The following is a 17,855-nucleotide window of genomic DNA, read 5'->3' on the forward strand; positions in this document are numbered from 1 at the left end:
GCGGCAGGCGTCGGGGTCGGAAACCCGCTATGCGCCGACGCGTTCCGCCGCAAAGGCAATGCCCGACGATAGCGCGATTTCTCCCCGCTCGCCATCGAGCCGTTAAACTCGCTTGATCGAAACCAGGACAATCAGCCGACCATTCGCATGAACTCGCGTCATCCGCCGCTCTTCGGCATCTCGGGCCGCTCGGGCCAAGGCAAGACCACGTTGATCGAAGCGCTTCTGCCGTGGCTGCGCGCACGCGGCGTCACCGTCAACGTCATCAAGCACAGTCATCATTCGATCGAGCTCGAACCGCCCGGCAAGGACAGTGCGCGCTTTCGTCGCGCGGGCGCGGGAGAAGTGTTGATCGCATCGCCGTACCGCTATGCGATCGTGCGCGAGTTGAATGGCGACGCAGAGCCGCCGCTGAGCGAACTGGCCGCGCGACTCAGTGACGCGGACCTCGTGATCGTCGAAGGATTCGCGCGCGAAACAATGCCGCGCCTCGAAGTCGTGCGGCCCTCGGCGGGCCGCGATCCGCTTTACAAGAGCGATGTGGAGATAGTTGCAATCGCAACCGATGATGCCGCCGCCCTCGATTCAAACTTGCCGAAGCTCGATCTGAACGACATCGCGAGCATCGGCGCGTTCATTTGCGAGCGCATGGGCATCGCGCTGAACGACTAGTTCGCGGCGAGGCCCTGACGCGCCATCGCGAGCGCTTCTTTCAACACTTCGTTATCGCCGATGTGATTCGCGAGCAGCAACACGAGCTTCGCGTTGAGCATGTGGCTGGCTTCGTCGGAGAGGCCGTTGTGCGTGTCGATGAGGCGCTCGTAGAACGCATCGTGATCGGCGATATTCAGTTCGAGATTGAGCTTCATACGATTCATCATCCGTTGCAGGTTGCACGCTTGACCGCAGCCGTCACCGATGCGGCATCGAAGGCACGCCAGCGCGCGCATACGTGCTGATCGGGACGCAGCAGATAGAACGTGCCGGGACGCGCGTCGAAGCGATGCGCGACCATGCCTTCCACATCTTCCACGACCGTCACGCCGGGCACGGTACACATCATGCCTCGAGGCACGACGACGAGCGCATGAACCGGAAGCCGCCCGTTCGACAAAGCAGCCAGGCTTTGCGCGCAGACTTCCGGGCCGTGTCCGAGCCCGCAGAAATAGATGCCCGTGAATGCGCTGCCGTGCGTCTGCGGCAACAGCCATGCGTCGCGGTCATCGACGCGCACGGGCGCATCGACGCACGGGGCGCCGGGAATCATCGCGCAATTGAAGGCGTCGCCTTCCTTGTCGGGCGTATTGAGTGTCGAGTCGCGCAGCACCGCGGGCACCGAGAGCCGTCCACTGTTCGCCATGCGTCTTGCGAACGCGCAGTCCCTCGCGAGATTGAGCGTCGCATCGCGAAAGAGCCTCGAAACGGCGCTCTTCGGCGTGATGAAGTCGGTGGCGCGCGTCGAGTTGAGGATGTTTTCGTCGGCGGCGTATTCGCGCTCGGATGCGTAGGTTTCGAGCAGCGTATGCGGCGCATCGCCGTTCACGACCAGCTTCAGTTTCCAAGCGAGATTGTCCGCATCCTGCACGCCGCTGTTCGCTCCGCGCGCACCGAACGGCGACACGCCATGCGCGGAATCGCCCGCGAAGATGATGCGTCCGTGCCTGAAGTCGTCCATACGCAAACAGGAGAACGTGTAGACGCTCACCCATTCGAGTTCGAATTCGGCGTCTTCGCCAAGCAACGCCTTCACGCGCGGAATCACACGCTCGGGCTCTTTTTCCGCGACCGGGTCCGCGTCCCAGCCGAGCTGAAAATCGATGCGCCATACATTGTCCGGCTGACGATGCAGCAGCACCGACTGATTGCGATGGAACGGCGGATCGAACCAGAACCAGCGTTCGGTCGGGAACGGCGCCTTCATCTTCACGTCGGCGATCAGGAAGCGGTCCTTGAACGTGCGGCCGTGGCTGTCCAGACCGAGAAGCTTGCGCATCGCGCTGCGAGAACCATCGGCGGCCACCACGTAGCGCGCCTTGAGCGGATACGCGCCATCCGGCGTTTCGACTTGCAGTTCGACGTGATCCTCGTGCTGCGTCACGCCGGTCACGTTGCTCTTCCAGCGCAGTTGCAATGGCTCCAGTTGCATCGCGCGTTCGGCGAGAAAGCCTTCGACGTAGTACTGCTGCAAGTTGATGAACGCGGGTCGCGAATGGCCGGTTTCCGGCAGAAGATTGAACGTGTAGACAAGCTCATCCTGCAGAAATACCTTGCCGACATTCCAGCTCACGCCCTTCTCGATCATCCTGTCGCCGCAGCCCAGACGATCGAAGATTTCCAGCGTGCGCTTGGCGAAGCAGATCGCGCGCGAGCCGCTCGACACGGTGTCGTCGTTATCGAGCAGCACGGTACGCACGCCCTGCTGCGCGAGATCGATGGCCGTGGCCAGTCCGACCGGACCTGCGCCGACTATCGCAACGGGATAAGGCGACGACGCGGGCGCATCGTGATCGGGCGCGCGTTCATATTCGAAGCGCAGAGAGGCGTAGTTCACGGACATTCGGTCGTCTCCATCGTCGAGTCGCTTTCGTCTGACAGGACTAGGTCGGCTCGGGCGCGAATCGCTTCGCTTTCGGTTAGTTGTTCATCATTGTACAAGCCGTTTTACATTGTTGAATTTAGGTTTACCCGAATGCCACGGACGAGCGCTTGCATCCGCTTACGGTTTCTTCAAGGTACGCCCGTTCACGGGAATGCGGCGTGCAAACGCAGCAAAGCCCATATGGACTTCAGAGGATGAAAAGTGAATGCCGGGGCACTGGCGCCCCGTTTGATCGCGCGACTTCGATCAGACTGCGACGAAGCCGAGCATCTTCGATACGCGCTGCGCGCACGCGTGCAGCGCCGTCGCGATGTCGCCGTTCCACGCGCCGTCGAACGATCCGCTCGGGCCGATCGCCGTGATCGCGAGCACGATATTGCGCGTGTGATCGAAGACCGGCGCGCTCATCGCGCTGATGCCCGCGACGGGCTCGTCGATCGCCCGCGCGATGCCGTGCTCGCGCACTTCGGCGAGCATCGCGTCGGTTTGCGCACGCGTGTAGTCGCGCCGTTGCGCGCCGACCTGCAACGCGCCCGCACGCTCGATGGCGACGAGCGCATCGACGGTCATCGGCGGCAGATAAGCCGCGAATGCGCGGCCCGTCGCCGTCTGCAGCAACGACATCACCGTGCCCGTACGCATCGTGACGTGGATGGGCACGCTCGCCTGCTGGATGTGAACGATGGTCGGTCCATAGCTGCCCGCAGTCGCGAGCGCGACCGTATGCTCGATGCGGGGCGTCACGTTCGCTACTTCCGCAATCGCGAGGCGCACCGGATCGACGCGCTGCAGACTGATCAGACCCATTTGCAGCGCGAACGGCCCGAGTTCATAGCGGCCCGTCGCGGGATCCTGCTGAATCAGGCCGAGATTGCCGTAAGACACGAGATAAGGATGCGCCTTCGCCGACGGCATGCCGGCTTTCTTCGCAAGATCGCCGAGCAGCATCGGGCCGCCGTGGTCCACGAGCGCGCGCAAAAGCGCTCCGCCTACTTCGATCGATTGAATCCCGCGGCGCACTGCGCTCATGCCTGACCTTGTGTTGTTGTCCACGATGCGCGCGATGATAACCGCACTCGCGTGCGTATCGTCATACTTCGGGGTTCAGGCGCTGTATCAATTCGCGATGTTGCGGATAGCGCGCCTCCAGCGTGCCCGGCACGGCCAGTTCGAACTCGCTGAACTCGAAACCCGGCGCCACCGTGCAGCCGACGAGCGATACGCCTTCTCTATCGTGACATTCCGCCGCGAACCAGTCGCCCGCTTCGACGACGGTCTGAAACACGGCATCGGCACGATCGAGCGCATTGCCGAGCCGATGCGTGACTAGCGTTCCGTTCGCTTTGAGCACATGCACGTCGATCGGATCGCCTGCGTAGAAGTGCCAGACTTCATCGGAGCGAATGCGATGCCATGCCGAATGCGCGCCATCGCAAAGCAAAAAGTAGATCGCGGTGGACGCCGAACGCGTTTCGCGTTCGTCCTCGCGCACGACGTTGCCGCTCGCGCGATACGTCTCGCGAAAGAAGCCGCCTTCGGGATGCGGCTCGAGCTTCAGACGCCGAATGATTTCGCTGCTGTCGATGCGTTCGCGTTGCATGTCGTTCCTTTGGCAGAGCGGTTGCGGTTCGCGTATTCTGCATCGGATTGCTCGTATCGCCATGCTCTTCAACTCATCGACCAACACCATGACTCTTTCTTCTTCCTTGCTCAACGCTTTCGCGCCGACCGGCACGCTGCGCGCGTCGATCAATCTCGGCAATCCGATCCTCGCGCATCGCACCGACAGCGGCGAGCCGGGCGGCGTATCGGTGGACATCGCGCGCGAGCTGGCGTCGCGGCTCGGCGTGCCTGTCGCTTTCACGTCGTTCGACCGGGCCGCCGAATCGGTCGAAGCCGTCACGAACGAAAGCGCGGACGTCGGCTTCTTCGCGATCGATCCGCTGCGCGGTGCGGGCATCGCCTTCACCGCGCCGTACGTGCTGATCGAAGGCTGTTATCTCGTGCGCGAGGCATCGCCGCTCACGCGCAATGAAGATGTGGATCGCGAAGGCAATCGCATCATGGTCGGCAAGGGCAGCGCGTATGACCTCTTTCTCACGCGCGAGATCAAGCATGCGCAGATCGTACGCACGGCGTCGTCGCAGGCCGTCGTCGAAGCCTTCCTGCGTGACGGCCTCGAAGTCGCCGCGGGCGTGAAGCAGCAACTCGAAGCCGACGCGTCACGCACGCCCGGACTGCGCCTGCTCGACGGACGCTTCATGGTGATCCAGCAGGCGATGGGCTTGCCGAAGCGCCGCGGCGACGAAGCCGCGCTTTATCTGCGCGACTTCGTGGAGGATGTGAAGCGCTCGGGCTTCGTCGCCGCTGCGCTTGCACGGCACGGTATCAAGGGGGCATCGGTTGCCCCGGCAGCGTAATCGCTCACGCGTCGATGAACGCCGGCGTCACGCTCGCCATCACCGACTGGATCGACGCGACGTTCGAGCGCGACGTCGCGGGCGGGCTTGCCGCGTTCAATCGCGCGCAACTCGGGCCGAGCCATCAACGCGATCTGGCGGTGTCGCTCTATCGCGATGACGACTTTCTGGGCGGGCTCGCAGGCTACACGGCGTGGGACTGGCTCTTCGTGAAATGGCTGTGGATACGCGAGGACGCGCGCGGCGCCGGACTCGGCGCACGCGCGCTCGAAGCCGCCGAAAGCGAAGCAAAAAAACGAGGATGCCGCGCCGCGTGGCTCGATACGGTCAACCCCGCAGCGCGCGCCCTCTACGCGCGCTGTGGTTACGAGCTTTTCGGCGAACTCGCGGATTTTCATGCGGGTCAGCCGCGCTACTTCATGCAAAAGCGCTTCTAGTCATTTGGCGTTTTGCATTTCGCATGCATGAGACCAAAGCGCATTTTGAATTAAGCATGCGATTTCAGCCGTTCCGCGACACGCGCCGTGATCGCACTGCGCGCGGCCAGCGACGGCGCGCAACGCTCGCGCACATCGTTCGCGACCGCGGCGGGCGCGCGCGCCGGATCGCCCGAGTCGAACGGCGGCGCCGGCGCGTATTCCATCTGCAATTGAATCGCCTGCGCTTCGTGCTCGCCGACGAGTTCGGCCGCGAGCGTCAGCGCGAAATCGATGCCCGCCGTGATGCCGCCGCCCGTGAACAGGTTGCCGTCGCGCACGACGCGCTCGTGCACCGGAATCGCGCCCAAATCCGGGAGCAGATCGTGATACGCCCAGTGCGTCGTCGCACGCTTGCCGCGCAAAAGCCCCGCCGCGCCGAGCACGAGCGAGCCGGTGCAAACCGAGGTCACGTAGCGCGCGCCCGCCGCCTGTTCGCGGAGGAAGGCGAGCGTTTCCTCGTCTTCCATCAGATCGCCGACGCCTGAACCGCCCGGCACGCACAGCACATCGAGCACGGGGCAATCCGCGTAGGTCACGTCGGGCGTCAGGATCATGCCGGCGCTCGACCGGACGGGCTCGCGCGTCTTCCAGACGAGATGCACCTTCGTGTCGGCCATGTGCGCGAACACGTCGTAGGGGCCGGTCATGTCGAGTTGCTGCACGCGAGGAAAAAGCAACAGGCCGATATGTAGCGTCATCGTTTTCTCCTTGATCGAGCGTGTTTTTCGTGTGGACGAACCGATGCTACGCCGCTACGCTATGGCGAATTCGACACATAACCCACGTTTTACGCCAACTTGTCTTTCGTGGAAAACGCCATGCGAACCATCGACGTGCTCGCCTTCCCCAACGTGCAGTTGCTCGACGTCGCGGGCCCGTTGCAGGTGTTCGCGTCCGCCAATGACCTGGCGGTCGCGGCGGGCTTGCAGCGGCCGTATCAGCCGCGCGTGGTTGCGCGGGGCGGCACGGTGAACGCGTCGGCGGGACTGGGGCTCGTCGGCGAGGCATTGCCCGATGCGAGCGAAGCGTGCGACACGCTGATCGTCGCGGGCGGCTGGGGCGTGCACGAAGCGGTGCACGACCGTGAACTGGTCGATTGGGTGCGCGCGCGTTCGGCGCACGCGCGGCGCACGGCGTCCGTTTGCACGGGCGCGTTTCTGCTTGCCGCCGCCGGCCTTCTCGACGAACGCCGCGCCGTGACGCACTGGACGCGCTGCGGGGAACTCGCCACGCGCTTCCCGGCGATCCACGTCGAGCCCGATCCGATCTTCATCCGCGACGGCGACGTATGGACATCCGCGGGCGTCACGGCGGGCATCGACCTGTCGCTTGCGCTCGTCGAAGACGATCTCGGCCGCGCGCTCGCGCTCGACGTCGCGCGCCATCTCGTCGTGTTCCTCAAGCGCCCCGGCGGGCAGGCGCAGTTCAGCGCGGCGCTGTCGTTGCAGAAGTCGGGCGAACGTTTCGGCGAGCTGCATGCGTGGATCGCTGAAAATCTCGCGGCGGATCTTTCGGTCGGCGTGCTTGCCGCGCGTGTCGGCATGAGCGAGCGCAGCTTCGTGCGCCATTACCGCGCGCAAACCGGCATGACGCCCGCGCGCTCGATCGAACGCATGCGCCTCGAAGCCGCGCGCCGCCTGCTCGGCGATACGGCGCTTCCCGTAAAGCGCATCGCCGCGCGCTGCGGATTCGGCACCGAGGAAACGATGCGGCGCGGTTTTCTGCGTTCGCTGGGCGTGTCGCCGCAGGCGTATCGCGAGAGATTTACCGGGCACGATCGCGTCGAAACCGCGCATCCGGCATGAATGCCCGTATGCATTGCGGCACGAGCGGCTTTTTTTGAACCGCATGCTCAAGGCTGTATGCTCCGTGCCGTTACCCATATAGAGCCTTTGCTTGTTACGCGCGCCCGGAGCAGCGTGCGAGCGCAGTCGCTGAACGAGACCCGCCCGACGTGGCGGCAATATGGCCTGGAGCGCCGATGAGTGTGTTTCCCGCGTACGACGCGCAGGTTGCCCGCGCAACCGCGGTCGAGCCTGCAACCGTGGCGGCGACCGATGAAAAGATTTTCGCGAGCGTGGCGTCATCGATCGACGCATTGCTGCGCGAGGCCGCCGCGATGGGCTGCCCGCAGCAATGGGCGTGGTATCGCGCGGGCGAGCAGTTGCATCTCGAGCGGCGCGGCGATGCAGCGCTTCCCGATGCGCAGGAATGGCCGCATGGCATCGCCGAGGAACGCCTGACGGAGGTGTGCATCGATAACGGCTGGCACTGCTGGCCGACCGGACGCGGCGAGAGCGTGCTCGGCTGGCTGCTCGCGCCGGTCACGCATCGCGACGACGCGCATCTCGCCGAACTCGCGCGCACGCTCGGCGAGCGCGTGCAGGCCGATGCCCTCGCACGCGCGCAACTCACGCAGCGCGTGCTTTATGAAATCGCCTATCTGGCGAGTTCCGTGCCCGAGCGCGCCGATTTTCTGCGCGGCGTGCATGAACGGCTCGGCACGCTCATCGACGCGGAGAACTTCTATCTCGCACTCTACGATCGCAAGACGGGCAAGATCACGTATCCGTATTATGTCGACGTCATCGATACCGACGTCGTCGCGGCCGAAAACTACGACATCCTGAATCCGGAACGTCTTTCGATGACGGGTCGCGTGCTCACGAGCGCGCAGCCGCTTTTCATCACCGCCGGGGATATTTGCGCGGCGGAGCGCGCGGGCCATTTCTATTGCATCGGCGACCGCCCCGAGTTCTGGATGGGCGCGCCGCTCAAGAATGCGAGCGACGAGGTATTCGGCATGCTCGCGATGCAGGTCTATGACGTATCGCGCATTTATACCGTCGAGGACCGCGCGCTCTTTCTGGTCGTCGCACGACATGTGGCGATGGCGCTCGACCGCATCCTGCATCGCGCCGATCTCGAAGAGCAGGTCGCGCACCGCACGTCCGAACTGTCGAAGCTCAACGCGGCGCTGCGTCACGGCATCGCCGAGCGCGAACGATCCGAGCATCTGCAAGCTGCGCTCTACCAGATCGCAGAATTGTCGAGCCGTCCCGGCGACATGATGGAGTTCTTGCGCAGCCTGCATGGGATCGTCGGCGAATTGCTTTACGCGCGCAATTTTTATATCGCACTCATCGAACCGGAAACGGACGAAGTGTCGTTCCCGTATTACGTCGATGAAATCGTGCAGGAGCGCCCCGCGCCGCGACGCGGACAACGCGGCCTCACCGAATATGTGATCCGCGAGCGGCGCGCGCGGCTGATCGATCATGCGGAGGCGCTGCGTCTCATCGAAGAAGGCGCGTTCGAGATCGAGCATAGCGAAGTGCGTCTGCGATCGTGGCTCGGCATTCCGCTCTTCGATGGCGATGTCGTGCGCGGCGTGCTCGCCGTGCAAAGCTATTCGCCGCTCGTGCGCTATTCGCTGCGCGATCAGGAACTGCTCACCTTCGTGTCGCGGCATATCGATACGGCGCTTTCGCGTCGGCGCGATGCCGAAGCGCTGCATGCCGCGAACCTCGAACTTGAAGCGCGGGTCCAGGCGCGCACGCGCGAACTCGACGATGTCAACGCACGCCTGCTTTATGAGAACTCGCACGATTCATTGACGGGCTTGCCGAATCGAAGCCATCTGATGCACAAGCTGCGCTGCGCATGGCAGGACTATCAGACGCGCGGCGACCAACTCTCGGTGATGTTCATCGACCTCGACCGATTCAAGGTCGTGAACGACAGCCTCGGCCATCACTTCGGCGACATGCTGCTGGTTCAGGCCGCGGCGCGCTTGCGCGATTGCCTGCGTTCGACGGATCTGCTCGCGCGCCTCGGCGGGGACGAATTCGCCGTGCTCTCCCCGGATGCACACGTTCGCGATGCGGTATCGATCGCCAAGCGTATTCTGGCCGCGTTCGATCTGCCCTTTCACATCGAAGAGCATGTCGTGTTTTCGTCGTGCAGCATTGGCATCGTGAGCGCGGACAGCCAGTTCCATACCGAGCCCGCCGACCTGTTGCGCGACGCCGATACCGCGATGTATCGCGTGAAAAATGCGGGACGCGACAGCTTCGTCGTGTTCAATCAGGAACTGCGACGTCAGGTGTCGGACCAGGTGGAACGTGAGGGCGCATTGCGCAATGCGATCAAGCGCGATGACGAACTGCTGCCTTATTTCCAGCCTATCGTCGACGTAAAGAGCGGTGAGATCGTCGCGCTCGAAGCGTTGATCCGCTGGCATCAACCCGATGGCCATATCGTCGGGCCGGGTGAATTTCTTCCTTCGGTCGAAGGCTTGAGGCTCATCGGCAGACTCGATCTATACATGCTCGAACGCGTTGCCGCGATTCTCTCGAATGCGCGCTTCGCGCACTGGCCGCCGGTGCATGTGAACTGCTCCAGCTATAGCATGACGCGCCCCGAATTCGCCGATGACGTTCTGGCGCTATTGCGTCGCTATCGCGTCTCGCCGTCGCGCGTGTGCCTCGAGCTTACCGAAGGCGCGCTCGTGGCCGAGCCCGATCTCGCGCGGCGCACCATGCAGCGACTGGCCGACAACGGCATGTCTGTCGTGCTCGACGATTTCGGCGCGGGTTTTTCGTCGCTCAGTTATGTGCATCAATACCAGTTCACCGGCCTCAAGATCGACAAGTCGTTCATTCTCGAACTGACCGAAAGCCCGCGCAGCCGTGCGATCGTGCGCGCGATCGTGCGCATGGCGGAATCGCTCGATCTGACGCTCGTCGCGGAAGGCGTCGAAGATGCGGCGACGCTCGCCGTGTTGCGCGACATGGGCGCGGCGCAGGCGCAGGGCTATTTCTTCGACAAGCCGCTGCCGCTCGACGCGCTCACACGCACCGCGCTCGCTCCGCGCGCGACGACGGCAAGCGCGGCACTGTAGCCGCGTGCATCAAGGCATGCCGCCCAGCGACGGTGAAATGATGCTGCCCGGCTCGCCCTTCGGCGCACCGCTCTCATCGGCCACGGCGCGTGTCGACACCGGCGCGTGGTTCTTCGCGCAGGTCTCGACCGAGTCGCTGCCGAGGCATTGCTGAAAGCCATCGGCAGTTGCCTTGGTGTCGAAGCTATAGATGATCTCGCCGACCTTGACTTCGGTGTCGGAGATGCGGTCTGCTGCAATAGCCATGTTATGTCTCGCCTCGATTTCGGTTGGAACGTATCGACAATTCAGCATCAACCGATCCCGGTGACGGGTACGCGCGTTGCTGAATCGTCAGGGTTATCGTCGAATCGAAAAGGAGGCGGAAATGGCACAGCATCCCGCGCATTCGCAGAATCACCGGCATCCGGATGAGCCGCGCCCGGAAGAAATCGCGCGCGTGCTAAAGGGCGCCGACTATCCGATGGGCAAGGAAAAACTTCTGACGCTCGCGAAAAGCAATGGCGCGGACGGCGAGGTCTTGGCCGTGCTCAACAAAATGACCGATCGCAATTTCGACAGCGAAGATGCGGTGCTGCGCGAAGCCACGCGCGTCGAGTAACAGCGACATAACTTTCGCTTATTCCGCAATGCGGCATTCAATCCTGCCGCCCCACGCTTTCGATCTTTCCGCAAGGCACGTGTTTGACGAGGAAAATGTAATGGCCGAAAAACCCGCAGCTCCCGATACGCACGACAAGCCGCGTGCGCCCGGAGGCAATAATCTGAGCAATATCGACCCTGCTGAAGCAGACCGGGTCATCCCTCGGCCGGGAGAGGCAATGGAACCCGACCCGGTCCATGATCCTGACAAGATCGGCACGACACCTGACGATTCGGGAAATCGCCCGAGACCGCTATAAAAAATTTAAATGAACGCCGGTGCAATTTCCAATCGTGTCATACCTGTTCTCGCGCTAGCATCTAAAGTGCGTCGATTTGGGATGCGCGGCTTTGCACGGCGCCTGCAGCAGAAGAACCGCGCAATGGCCCGGCATCCGTCTGGCCAATCATTGCACAAGGAGGCTCTATGAAGTGGGAAACCCCGAGTTTCACGGATATGCGCTTCGGCTTTGAAATCACGATGTATATCGCGACGCGCTAATCGGAAATGACAAAACGGCCACCTGAGTGGCCGTTTTGTTTTATGGGCGCGTCGAATCGATGCGTCAATCTTTGCCCGGCGTCCTGGATTGTTCGTTCGCGGGATCGGGAAGATCTGCGTTCTGTGCGTCAAGCCCGCCCTTTCCTGCAATTTCCGGCTCATTGCCCGATCCATAAGGCACTTCCGCCGTCTGATGCGGATGCTGATCGAGCCGACGGTTCTCCGGTTCGATCTCCGCTGCATTCGGGTGAGGCGCGGAATGCGGTTGCTGATGGCGTTTCTCTTCGCTCTCGCTCATCGTGAATCTCCTTTCGATGGGGCACCGAAGATTACTCAGCAACGCACGTTCCTTCAGAATCGCAAAAAGGGCCCGCAATGTTTCGCGAGCCTCTGCCAACACAACTACCCATACCGCTACTCAAGAGAATCAGATCGCTTGCGTAGCGAGTGCCGAGCCGATAACTTCGTTCGCCACCGCATCCACGGCCTGCTTCACGATGCCGACGATTTCGTCCGCTTCTTCACGCGTCGTGACGAGCGGCGGCGCGAAGCCGAGGATATCGCCATGCGGCATGGCGCGCGCGATCACGCCGCGTTCGAGTGCTGCCGCCGATACCTTCGGGCCGACCTTCAGCGCGGCGTCGAACGGCGTGCGCGCGTCCTTGTCGGCCATGAATTCGAGCGCCGCGAGCATGCCCGCGCCGCGCACTTCGCCGACGAGCGGATGCGAATCGAAAGCCGTGTGCAATTGCTGCTGGAAATACGCGCCGACATCGGCGGCATTCTGCGTCAGGTTTTCGCGCTCGAGAATATCGAGGTTCGCGATAGCAGCAGCCGCGCAAATGGGATGCCCCGAATACGTCCAGCCGTGTCCCATCGGACCATGTTCCCGCGAGCCCTTCTCGATCACGTCCCACACCTTCTCGCCGACGATCACGCCCGACAGCGGCGCATAGGCGCTCGTCAGGCCCTTCGCGACCGTGATGAGATCGGGCTTGATGCCGAAGTGCTGCGCGCCCATTTTCGAGCCGAGACGGCCGAAGCCGCACACGACTTCATCGGAGATCAAAAGAATGTCGTGCTTCCGCAGAACATCCTGGATAGCTTCCCAATAACCTTGCGGCGGCGCGATGATACCGCCCGTGCCCATGACCGGTTCGGCGATGAATGCAGCGATCGTATCCGCGCCTTCTTTCGCAATCAGCTTTTCGAGTTCATCGACGCAATACGCGGTGAATTGCGCTTCGCTCATGCCGGCGGGCGCCTTGCGATACCAGTGCGGACACACCGTGTGCTTTACGCGGTCGATCGGCAGATCGAAGTTCTGATGAAAGCTCGGCAGGCCCGTGAGACTGCCCGTCACGATGCCCGAACCGTGATAACCGCGCTCGCGCGAGATGATCTTCTTCTTGTTCGGACGGCCGAGAACATTGTTGTAATACCAGACGATCTTGATCTGCGTTTCGTTCGCATCCGATCCCGACATGCCGTAATACACCTTCTTCATGCCCTCGGGCGACCAGTCGATGATGCGCGACGACAGCTCGATGATCGTATCGGTCGAGTGACCGACATACGTGTGGTAATACGCGAGCTTCTTCGCCTGCTCATAGATTGCGTCGGCTACTTCGGTGCGGCCATAGCCGATGTTCACGCAATAGAGGCCCGCGAATGCGTCGATATAACTTTTACCTTGATGATCCTGAATGCGGATGCCCTTCGCGCCCGTGACGATCTTGCCGGGCAGCGCGCCGCTCGCGTGATCGTGTGCATGCGTGGACGGATGCATGAAGTGCGCGCGGTCTTCGGCGAACAGTTGCTCGAGCGATTGATTCTGCTGGGTCATGTGCTTCTCCTTGATATGCGGTACTGCGTGTCTCTGAGGATAGGTCTTCAGGCCGCGCTCGTGAGCGGCAGGCCGAGATTGCCGAGGCAAAAGTATTTCGTTTCGACGAAGGGCTCGAAGCCTTCCGCGCCGCCTTCGCGTCCGAGGCCCGATGCCTTCATGCCGCCGAACGGAATCGGCGCGCCGGTGAACTTCACGCCGTTGACCGACACCATCGCGAAATCGAGTCGGCGCACGAGCTGGAAGATCGTGTCGATGCGCGTCGCACAGACGTAGGCGGCGAGGCCGTATTCGGTGTCGTTGGCGCGCGTCACGGCTTCGTCGAGCGTATCGAACGGCGAGATCGCGGAGATCGGCGCGAAGTTCTCTTCGTCGTAGATACGCATGCCCGGTCTGGCATCGGCGACGACGGTCGGTTCATAAAACCAGCCACCGAGCGCATGAGCTTTGCCGCCGACGGTGATGCGCGCGCCTTGCGCCTTTGCATCCTCGACACGAGCGACGGTCGCATCGAATGCGGCCTGATGCATGAGCGGACCGACATCGACATCTGCTTCGAAGGCCGTCCCTACTTTCAGCGCTTTCACCGCTTGCGTGTAGCGTTCGACGAACCGTTCATAAAGCGGACGCGCGACGAGAATGCGGTTCGCAGCGCAGCAATCCTGCCCCGAGGTTTGAAACTTCGCGCCCACTGCAACGCGCACGGCCTGTTCCAGGTCCGCGTCTTCCGTCACGATGAAAGGCGCGTTGCCGCCCAGTTCCAATGCGAGCTTCTTGATGCCCGCCTGCGCTGCCGTCTTCGCAACGAGACCGCCGACGCGCGTCGACCCCGTGAAGCTCACGGCGCGCACGCGCGTATCGCTGACGAGCGTTTCCATCGCCATTTGTGGCTCGCCGATCACGACGTTGAACACGCCCGGCGGAAAGCCTGCTTCTTCGGCGAGTTGTGCGAGTGCGATCGCGGAGAACGGCGTTTCATGCGCGGGCTTCACGACGACGGTGCAGCCCGCGGCAATCGCGGCGGCGGCCTTGCGCGTGATCATCGCGACGGGGAAATTCCACGGCGTGATCAATGCCGCGACGCCGACCGGTTCCATCACGGTGCCGAGATGCGCGCCATCGATATGCGTCGGAATGGTGCGGCCCGCCAGGCGTTTCGCTTCGTTCGCGAACCATTCGACGAAGCTCGCCGCATAGGTGATTTCGCCTTTGGATTCCGCGAGCGGCTTGCCTTGCTCGAGCGACAAAATGCCGGCAAGGTCCGATTGATGACGCATGATGAGTTCATGCCAGCGCAGGAGCAGCGCACTGCGCTTTCGCTGCGGCATCCAGCGCCATGACTGGAATGCGCGATCGGCGGCATCGATGGTGGCGACGATTTGCGCCTGATCGAGCATCGGGACATGGCCGATGACGTTCTGATCGGCGGGATTGGTTACTGCAATCGATGCGGCGCTGTCGCTGTGAATCCAGCGGCCGTCGACATAACAGAGGGATTTGAATAGAACGGGATGGCCCAGCAGCATGTTCGTCTCCTTGCTCAAAGCGTGCTTGATTTGCATGGTTCGATGGGTCCACTTTAAGGGCGTTGCCGCGATGGAGTTTTTTGTTATTGCCCTCGGGCGGTTGGTGTTTTTTCTGTTTTTTCTGTGCTTCTTTTTGCGTTTTTTTTGGGCTTCCCCGAGCCGACACAAATACGGGATCCGGCAACCAAAAAATAACTAAACCACATCGTCAACCCAATCCGGCGGCCCTTCCGTACTATTCTTCACGACTTTCGTAACGATATAAGTGAAGTACCGCTCGATACCCAACTCTTCGACGAGCAAAGAATCGATGAACCGCTGATAGTGATCGATATCCCGCGACACGACGTGCAGCACGTAATCCACGCCGCCGCCGGTGGCATAACACTGCACGATCTCGGAAGCCGCCGCGACGCGCTCCTCGAAGCGCCGCATATCTTGCGCGGTATGACGCGAAAGCGTCACCTCAACGACAATACGGCTGCCCTTGAAAGCAGCCGTCCAGTCGATATCCGCGCGATAGCCCTTGATAAGCCCGCTGTCTTCGAGTTTCTTCACACGCTCCCACGCGGGCGAGATCGACAAATTGACCTCTTCCGCAAGGCGCGATTTCGTTATGCGGCCATCCCGCGCAAGAATGCGCAGAATGGCCAGATCGTAGCGGTCGAGCTTGATCAACTTACACGCTCACGGCAATGTTGCGTTCGACGATATCCGCGACCACGGCCACGGTGTCGCCCATCTGCACGAGGCCCGGAAAATGCCGCGCCGCAAGCAGTCCGTCACGCTTCGCGCGATATTCAACCGGCGTCGCGCCCGTGCGCGTAACGTCATACACGCGCGCAAGCACATCGCCCGCTCTCACCATGTCGCCGAGATCGCGGCACATTTCGAGCAGGCCCGTATGCTCGCTCGTCGTGTAGCAGGAACCATCCGGCATGTCGAGCAACGTCGTCGTGCGCGCTTCGCCGCGAACCACCTCCTTCTCGATGATGCCCGCATACGCGAGAAAGCCGTACACGCCGCGCTCCGCCACCGCGACGCTCTTCGCCGTCGACGAACCGCCACCGCCCAGTTCCGTCGAGACGAACACCTTGCCCGCTTCCTCGGCCGCGCTGTCATACAGACCGATGCTGTCGAGTTCGAGCATCCGCATCGAATACGGCGCGCCGAATGCACGCATCGCGGCTTCGCAACGCGACTGCTGCGTCCCGTCGTTCAATACATGAATGGCCGCAAACGGCAGAAAATCGAGCGTGCGGCCGCCCGCGTGGATATCGAGCACGTAATCGGCGAGCGGCAACAGATGACGCTGAAAGTAATCCGCGATCTTTTCCGTCACCGTGCCGTCGGGCTTGCCCGGAAAGCTGCGATTCAGATTGCCCGCGTCGATCGGCGAAGTGCGCGAACCCGCGCGAAACGCCGGATAGTTCATGAACGGCACGATGATCACGCGGCCGTTCACGTCGCTTGCCTTCAACGTCGATGCGAGCTTCGCCAGCGCGATCGGCCCTTCGTATTCGTCGCCGTGATTGCCGCCCGTGAGCAGCGCGGTCGGTCCGTCGCCGCGCTTGATCACGGTGACGGGAATCATCACGGCGCCCCACGCGGAATCGTTGCGCGAATACGGCAGCTTCAGAAAGCCGTGCTGTTCGCCCTCTGCATCGAAGTCGACGGTCGGGCTGATCGGTGACGCGCGCATCGTGCTACTCCTTCACGAACAATTTGCGAGGCGTGTTGCAGAAGGTCTCGACGCCGGTGTCCGTAATCAGGATGCTCTCCGTGATTTCGAGGCCCCAGTCGTCGAGCCACAGCCCCGGCATGAAGTGGAACGTCATGCCGGGTTCGAGGACGGTCTGGTCCCCGGGACGCAGGCTCATCGTGCGCTCGCCCCAGTCCGGCGGATAGCTCGCGCCGATCGGATAACCGCAACGGCTATCCTTCTCGATGCCGAACTTGCGCAACACCGCGAAGAATGCATTGGCGACGTCCTCGGTCTTGTTGCCCGGCTTCGCCATCGCGAGACCCGCCTCGATGCCTTCGACGACCGCCTTCTCGCCTTCGATGAAATGCTGCGGCGGGCGGCCGAGATACACCGTGCGCGAGAGCGGGCAGTGATAGCGCTTGAAGCATCCGGCGATTTCGAAGAACGTGCCCGCATTCGCCGTGAACGTCGAGTCGTCCCATGTGAGATGCGGCGCGGCGGCGTCGGAACCCGTCGGCAATAGCGGCACAATCGCGGGATAGTCGCCGCCATAACCTTCGACGCCCGTGATGCCCGCTTCGTAAATCTGCGCGACGAGATCGCTCTTCTTCATGCCCGGCTCGACCGTGTCGAGAATGCGCGCATGCATCTTCTCGACGATGCGCGCCGCGACGCGCATGTACTCGATCTCGCGCTTCGACTTCACTGCGCGCTGCCAGTTGACGAGCGCGGTCGCATCGACGAACTTCGCGTTCGGCAGATGCTGCGTCAGCGACGCATACGCCTTCGCGCTGAAGTAATAGTTGTCCATCTCCACGCCGATGCGCAACGTGTCCCAGCCACGCGCGGCAATTACTTCGGATGACAGATAATCCATCGGATGGCGCACCTGCGACTGCACATAGTGATCCGGGTAGCCGACGATATCGTCGTGCGACATGAACACCGTGCGCTTCGCGCCGTTCGCGTCCTGGCCGCGGCCGTACCAGACCGGATCGCCGTGCATCGCGAGCAGCACGCATTGATGCACGTAGAACGACCAGCCGTCGTAACCGGTGAGCCACGCCATGTTGGTCGGGTCGGTCACGATCATCAGATCGATGCCCGCTTTCTCCATCGCGCGCCGTGTCTTCGCGATCCGCGCGTCGTACTCGCTGCGTTCGAACGGCAGGCGTACCACGGGCGCCCCTCGTTCATCCAGCTTCTTCTGTTGCGTGATTTCGGACATCGTCC

General features: G+C 62.4%; 19 protein-coding genes. 7 read left to right on the forward strand and 12 right to left on the reverse strand.

All coding sequences use genetic code 11. The features are described from left to right. The first annotated feature begins 147 nt into the window (after positions 1 to 147). Positions 148 to 672: a molybdopterin-guanine dinucleotide biosynthesis protein B gene (mobB, locus tag LDZ23_RS18945; protein ID WP_008353068.1), complete on the forward strand. Its 525-nt coding sequence runs from the start codon at positions 148 to 150 to the stop codon at positions 670 to 672. On the opposite strand, the gene LDZ23_RS18950 is transcribed toward mobB, so the two are convergent. From LDZ23_RS18950 to LDZ23_RS18965, 4 genes are all read right to left on the reverse strand, one after another. Further along, the gene (locus LDZ23_RS18950; RefSeq protein WP_033537076.1) at positions 669 to 869 is read right to left on the reverse strand and encodes a DUF2783 domain-containing protein; all 201 of its coding nucleotides are present in this window, start codon (positions 867 to 869) and stop codon (positions 669 to 671) included. The genes mobB and LDZ23_RS18950 overlap by 4 nt on opposite strands. 8 nt (positions 870 to 877) lie before the next feature. Further along, positions 878 to 2,557, reverse strand: a complete 1,680-nt coding sequence (locus LDZ23_RS18955) for an FAD-dependent oxidoreductase (protein WP_008353066.1) — start codon at positions 2,555 to 2,557, stop codon at positions 878 to 880. Between the two features lie 288 nt (positions 2,558 to 2,845). Then, positions 2,846 to 3,628, reverse strand: a complete 783-nt coding sequence (locus LDZ23_RS18960; protein ID WP_008353065.1) for an IclR family transcriptional regulator — start codon at positions 3,626 to 3,628, stop codon at positions 2,846 to 2,848. A gap of 61 nt (positions 3,629 to 3,689) precedes the next feature. Next, positions 3,690 to 4,199 carry a cupin domain-containing protein gene (locus LDZ23_RS18965; protein ID WP_008353063.1) on the reverse strand — a complete coding sequence of 170 codons (510 nt, stop codon included), beginning with the start codon at positions 4,197 to 4,199 and terminating at the stop codon, positions 3,690 to 3,692. Between the two features lie 88 nt (positions 4,200 to 4,287). On the opposite strand from LDZ23_RS18965, the gene LDZ23_RS18970 reads away from it, so the two are divergent. Together LDZ23_RS18970 and LDZ23_RS18975 are read left to right on the forward strand one after the other, a co-directional pair. Next, complete coding sequence (locus LDZ23_RS18970) at positions 4,288 to 5,019, forward strand: ABC transporter substrate-binding protein (protein WP_008353061.1); 732 nt, start codon at positions 4,288 to 4,290, stop codon at positions 5,017 to 5,019. Between the two features lie 14 nt (positions 5,020 to 5,033). After that, a complete protein-coding gene (locus tag LDZ23_RS18975; RefSeq protein ID WP_008353060.1) occupies positions 5,034 to 5,456 on the forward strand; it encodes a GNAT family N-acetyltransferase in 423 nt (140 codons plus the stop codon). Between the two features lie 50 nt (positions 5,457 to 5,506). Here the strand turns inward: LDZ23_RS18975 and LDZ23_RS18980 are convergent, their stop codons facing one another. Next, positions 5,507 to 6,196 carry a DJ-1/PfpI family protein gene (locus LDZ23_RS18980; RefSeq protein ID WP_008353057.1) on the reverse strand — a complete coding sequence of 230 codons (690 nt, stop codon included), beginning with the start codon at positions 6,194 to 6,196 and terminating at the stop codon, positions 5,507 to 5,509. A gap of 120 nt (positions 6,197 to 6,316) precedes the next feature. On the opposite strand from LDZ23_RS18980, the gene LDZ23_RS18985 reads away from it, so the two are divergent. Both LDZ23_RS18985 and LDZ23_RS18990 read left to right on the forward strand, forming a co-directional pair. Continuing rightward, a complete protein-coding gene (locus tag LDZ23_RS18985) occupies positions 6,317 to 7,303 on the forward strand; it encodes a GlxA family transcriptional regulator (protein WP_008353055.1) in 987 nt (328 codons plus the stop codon). A gap of 176 nt (positions 7,304 to 7,479) precedes the next feature. Beyond that, a complete protein-coding gene (locus LDZ23_RS18990) occupies positions 7,480 to 10,401 on the forward strand; it encodes a bifunctional diguanylate cyclase/phosphodiesterase (protein ID WP_008353053.1) in 2,922 nt (973 codons plus the stop codon). A 9-nt stretch (positions 10,402 to 10,410) separates the two neighbouring features. Here the strand turns inward: LDZ23_RS18990 and LDZ23_RS18995 are convergent, their stop codons facing one another. Continuing rightward, positions 10,411 to 10,647, reverse strand: a complete 237-nt coding sequence (locus LDZ23_RS18995) for a hypothetical protein (RefSeq protein WP_008353052.1) — start codon at positions 10,645 to 10,647, stop codon at positions 10,411 to 10,413. A 121-nt stretch (positions 10,648 to 10,768) separates the two neighbouring features. On the opposite strand from LDZ23_RS18995, the gene LDZ23_RS19000 reads away from it, so the two are divergent. Continuing rightward, on the forward strand, positions 10,769 to 11,002 hold the full coding sequence (locus tag LDZ23_RS19000) for a DUF2795 domain-containing protein (RefSeq protein ID WP_008353051.1): 234 nt from the start codon (positions 10,769 to 10,771) through the stop codon (positions 11,000 to 11,002). Between the two features lie 468 nt (positions 11,003 to 11,470). Further along, a complete protein-coding gene (pqqA, locus tag LDZ23_RS19005) occupies positions 11,471 to 11,545 on the forward strand; it encodes a pyrroloquinoline quinone precursor peptide PqqA (protein ID WP_008353049.1) in 75 nt (24 codons plus the stop codon). Between the two features lie 64 nt (positions 11,546 to 11,609). Here the strand turns inward: pqqA and LDZ23_RS19010 are convergent, their stop codons facing one another. From LDZ23_RS19010 to doeA, 6 genes are all read right to left on the reverse strand, one after another. Continuing rightward, on the reverse strand, positions 11,610 to 11,843 hold the full coding sequence (locus tag LDZ23_RS19010) for a hypothetical protein (protein ID WP_008353048.1): 234 nt from the start codon (positions 11,841 to 11,843) through the stop codon (positions 11,610 to 11,612). Positions 11,844 to 11,972: 129 nt separating this feature from the next. Then, on the reverse strand, positions 11,973 to 13,391 hold the full coding sequence (locus LDZ23_RS19015) for an aspartate aminotransferase family protein (RefSeq protein ID WP_008353047.1): 1,419 nt from the start codon (positions 13,389 to 13,391) through the stop codon (positions 11,973 to 11,975). A gap of 47 nt (positions 13,392 to 13,438) precedes the next feature. After that, positions 13,439 to 14,917, reverse strand: a complete 1,479-nt coding sequence (locus LDZ23_RS19020; protein ID WP_008353045.1) for an NAD-dependent succinate-semialdehyde dehydrogenase — start codon at positions 14,915 to 14,917, stop codon at positions 13,439 to 13,441. 195 nt (positions 14,918 to 15,112) lie between these two features. After that, positions 15,113 to 15,592 carry an Lrp/AsnC family transcriptional regulator gene (locus tag LDZ23_RS19025; RefSeq protein WP_033537078.1) on the reverse strand — a complete coding sequence of 160 codons (480 nt, stop codon included), beginning with the start codon at positions 15,590 to 15,592 and terminating at the stop codon, positions 15,113 to 15,115. Positions 15,593 to 15,596: 4 nt separating this feature from the next. Continuing rightward, a complete protein-coding gene (gene doeB, locus LDZ23_RS19030) occupies positions 15,597 to 16,619 on the reverse strand; it encodes a N(2)-acetyl-L-2,4-diaminobutanoate deacetylase DoeB (protein WP_008353039.1) in 1,023 nt (340 codons plus the stop codon). 4 nt (positions 16,620 to 16,623) lie between these two features. Next, positions 16,624 to 17,850: an ectoine hydrolase DoeA gene (gene doeA, locus LDZ23_RS19035; protein ID WP_008353038.1), complete on the reverse strand. Its 1,227-nt coding sequence runs from the start codon at positions 17,848 to 17,850 to the stop codon at positions 16,624 to 16,626. Positions 17,851 to 17,855: the final 5 nt, after the last annotated feature.

It is taken from the genome of Caballeronia zhejiangensis (genome assembly GCF_022879815.1).
GTDB lineage: Bacteria > Pseudomonadota > Gammaproteobacteria > Burkholderiales > Burkholderiaceae > Caballeronia > Caballeronia zhejiangensis.

Bases quoted from the DNA above. Each gene is read 5' to 3' on its own strand.
- doeA (WP_008353038.1), bottom strand. From the start codon at position 17,850: ATGTCCGAAATCACGCAACAGAAGAAGCTGGATGAACGAGGGGCGCCC.
- LDZ23_RS18975 (WP_008353060.1), top strand. From the start codon at position 5,034: ATGAACGCCGGCGTCACGCTCGCCATCACCGACTGGATCGACGCGACG.
- LDZ23_RS18990 (WP_008353053.1), top strand. From the start codon at position 7,480: ATGAGTGTGTTTCCCGCGTACGACGCGCAGGTTGCCCGCGCAACCGCG.
- LDZ23_RS19015 (WP_008353047.1), bottom strand. From the start codon at position 13,391: ATGACCCAGCAGAATCAATCGCTCGAGCAACTGTTCGCCGAAGACCGC.
- LDZ23_RS18970 (WP_008353061.1), top strand. From the start codon at position 4,288: ATGACTCTTTCTTCTTCCTTGCTCAACGCTTTCGCGCCGACCGGCACG.
- LDZ23_RS19010 (WP_008353048.1), bottom strand. From the start codon at position 11,843: ATGAGCGAGAGCGAAGAGAAACGCCATCAGCAACCGCATTCCGCGCCT.
- LDZ23_RS18960 (WP_008353065.1), bottom strand. From the start codon at position 3,628: ATGAGCGCAGTGCGCCGCGGGATTCAATCGATCGAAGTAGGCGGAGCG.
- LDZ23_RS19000 (WP_008353051.1), top strand. From the start codon at position 10,769: ATGGCACAGCATCCCGCGCATTCGCAGAATCACCGGCATCCGGATGAG.
- LDZ23_RS18980 (WP_008353057.1), bottom strand. From the start codon at position 6,196: ATGACGCTACATATCGGCCTGTTGCTTTTTCCTCGCGTGCAGCAACTC.
- LDZ23_RS18955 (WP_008353066.1), bottom strand. From the start codon at position 2,557: ATGTCCGTGAACTACGCCTCTCTGCGCTTCGAATATGAACGCGCGCCC.
- LDZ23_RS18995 (WP_008353052.1), bottom strand. From the start codon at position 10,647: ATGGCTATTGCAGCAGACCGCATCTCCGACACCGAAGTCAAGGTCGGC.
- LDZ23_RS18950 (WP_033537076.1), bottom strand. From the start codon at position 869: ATGAAGCTCAATCTCGAACTGAATATCGCCGATCACGATGCGTTCTAC.
- LDZ23_RS18985 (WP_008353055.1), top strand. From the start codon at position 6,317: ATGCGAACCATCGACGTGCTCGCCTTCCCCAACGTGCAGTTGCTCGAC.
- doeB (WP_008353039.1), bottom strand. From the start codon at position 16,619: ATGCGCGCGTCACCGATCAGCCCGACCGTCGACTTCGATGCAGAGGGC.
- LDZ23_RS18965 (WP_008353063.1), bottom strand. From the start codon at position 4,199: ATGCAACGCGAACGCATCGACAGCAGCGAAATCATTCGGCGTCTGAAG.
- mobB (WP_008353068.1), top strand. From the start codon at position 148: ATGAACTCGCGTCATCCGCCGCTCTTCGGCATCTCGGGCCGCTCGGGC.
- LDZ23_RS19020 (WP_008353045.1), bottom strand. From the start codon at position 14,917: ATGCTGCTGGGCCATCCCGTTCTATTCAAATCCCTCTGTTATGTCGAC.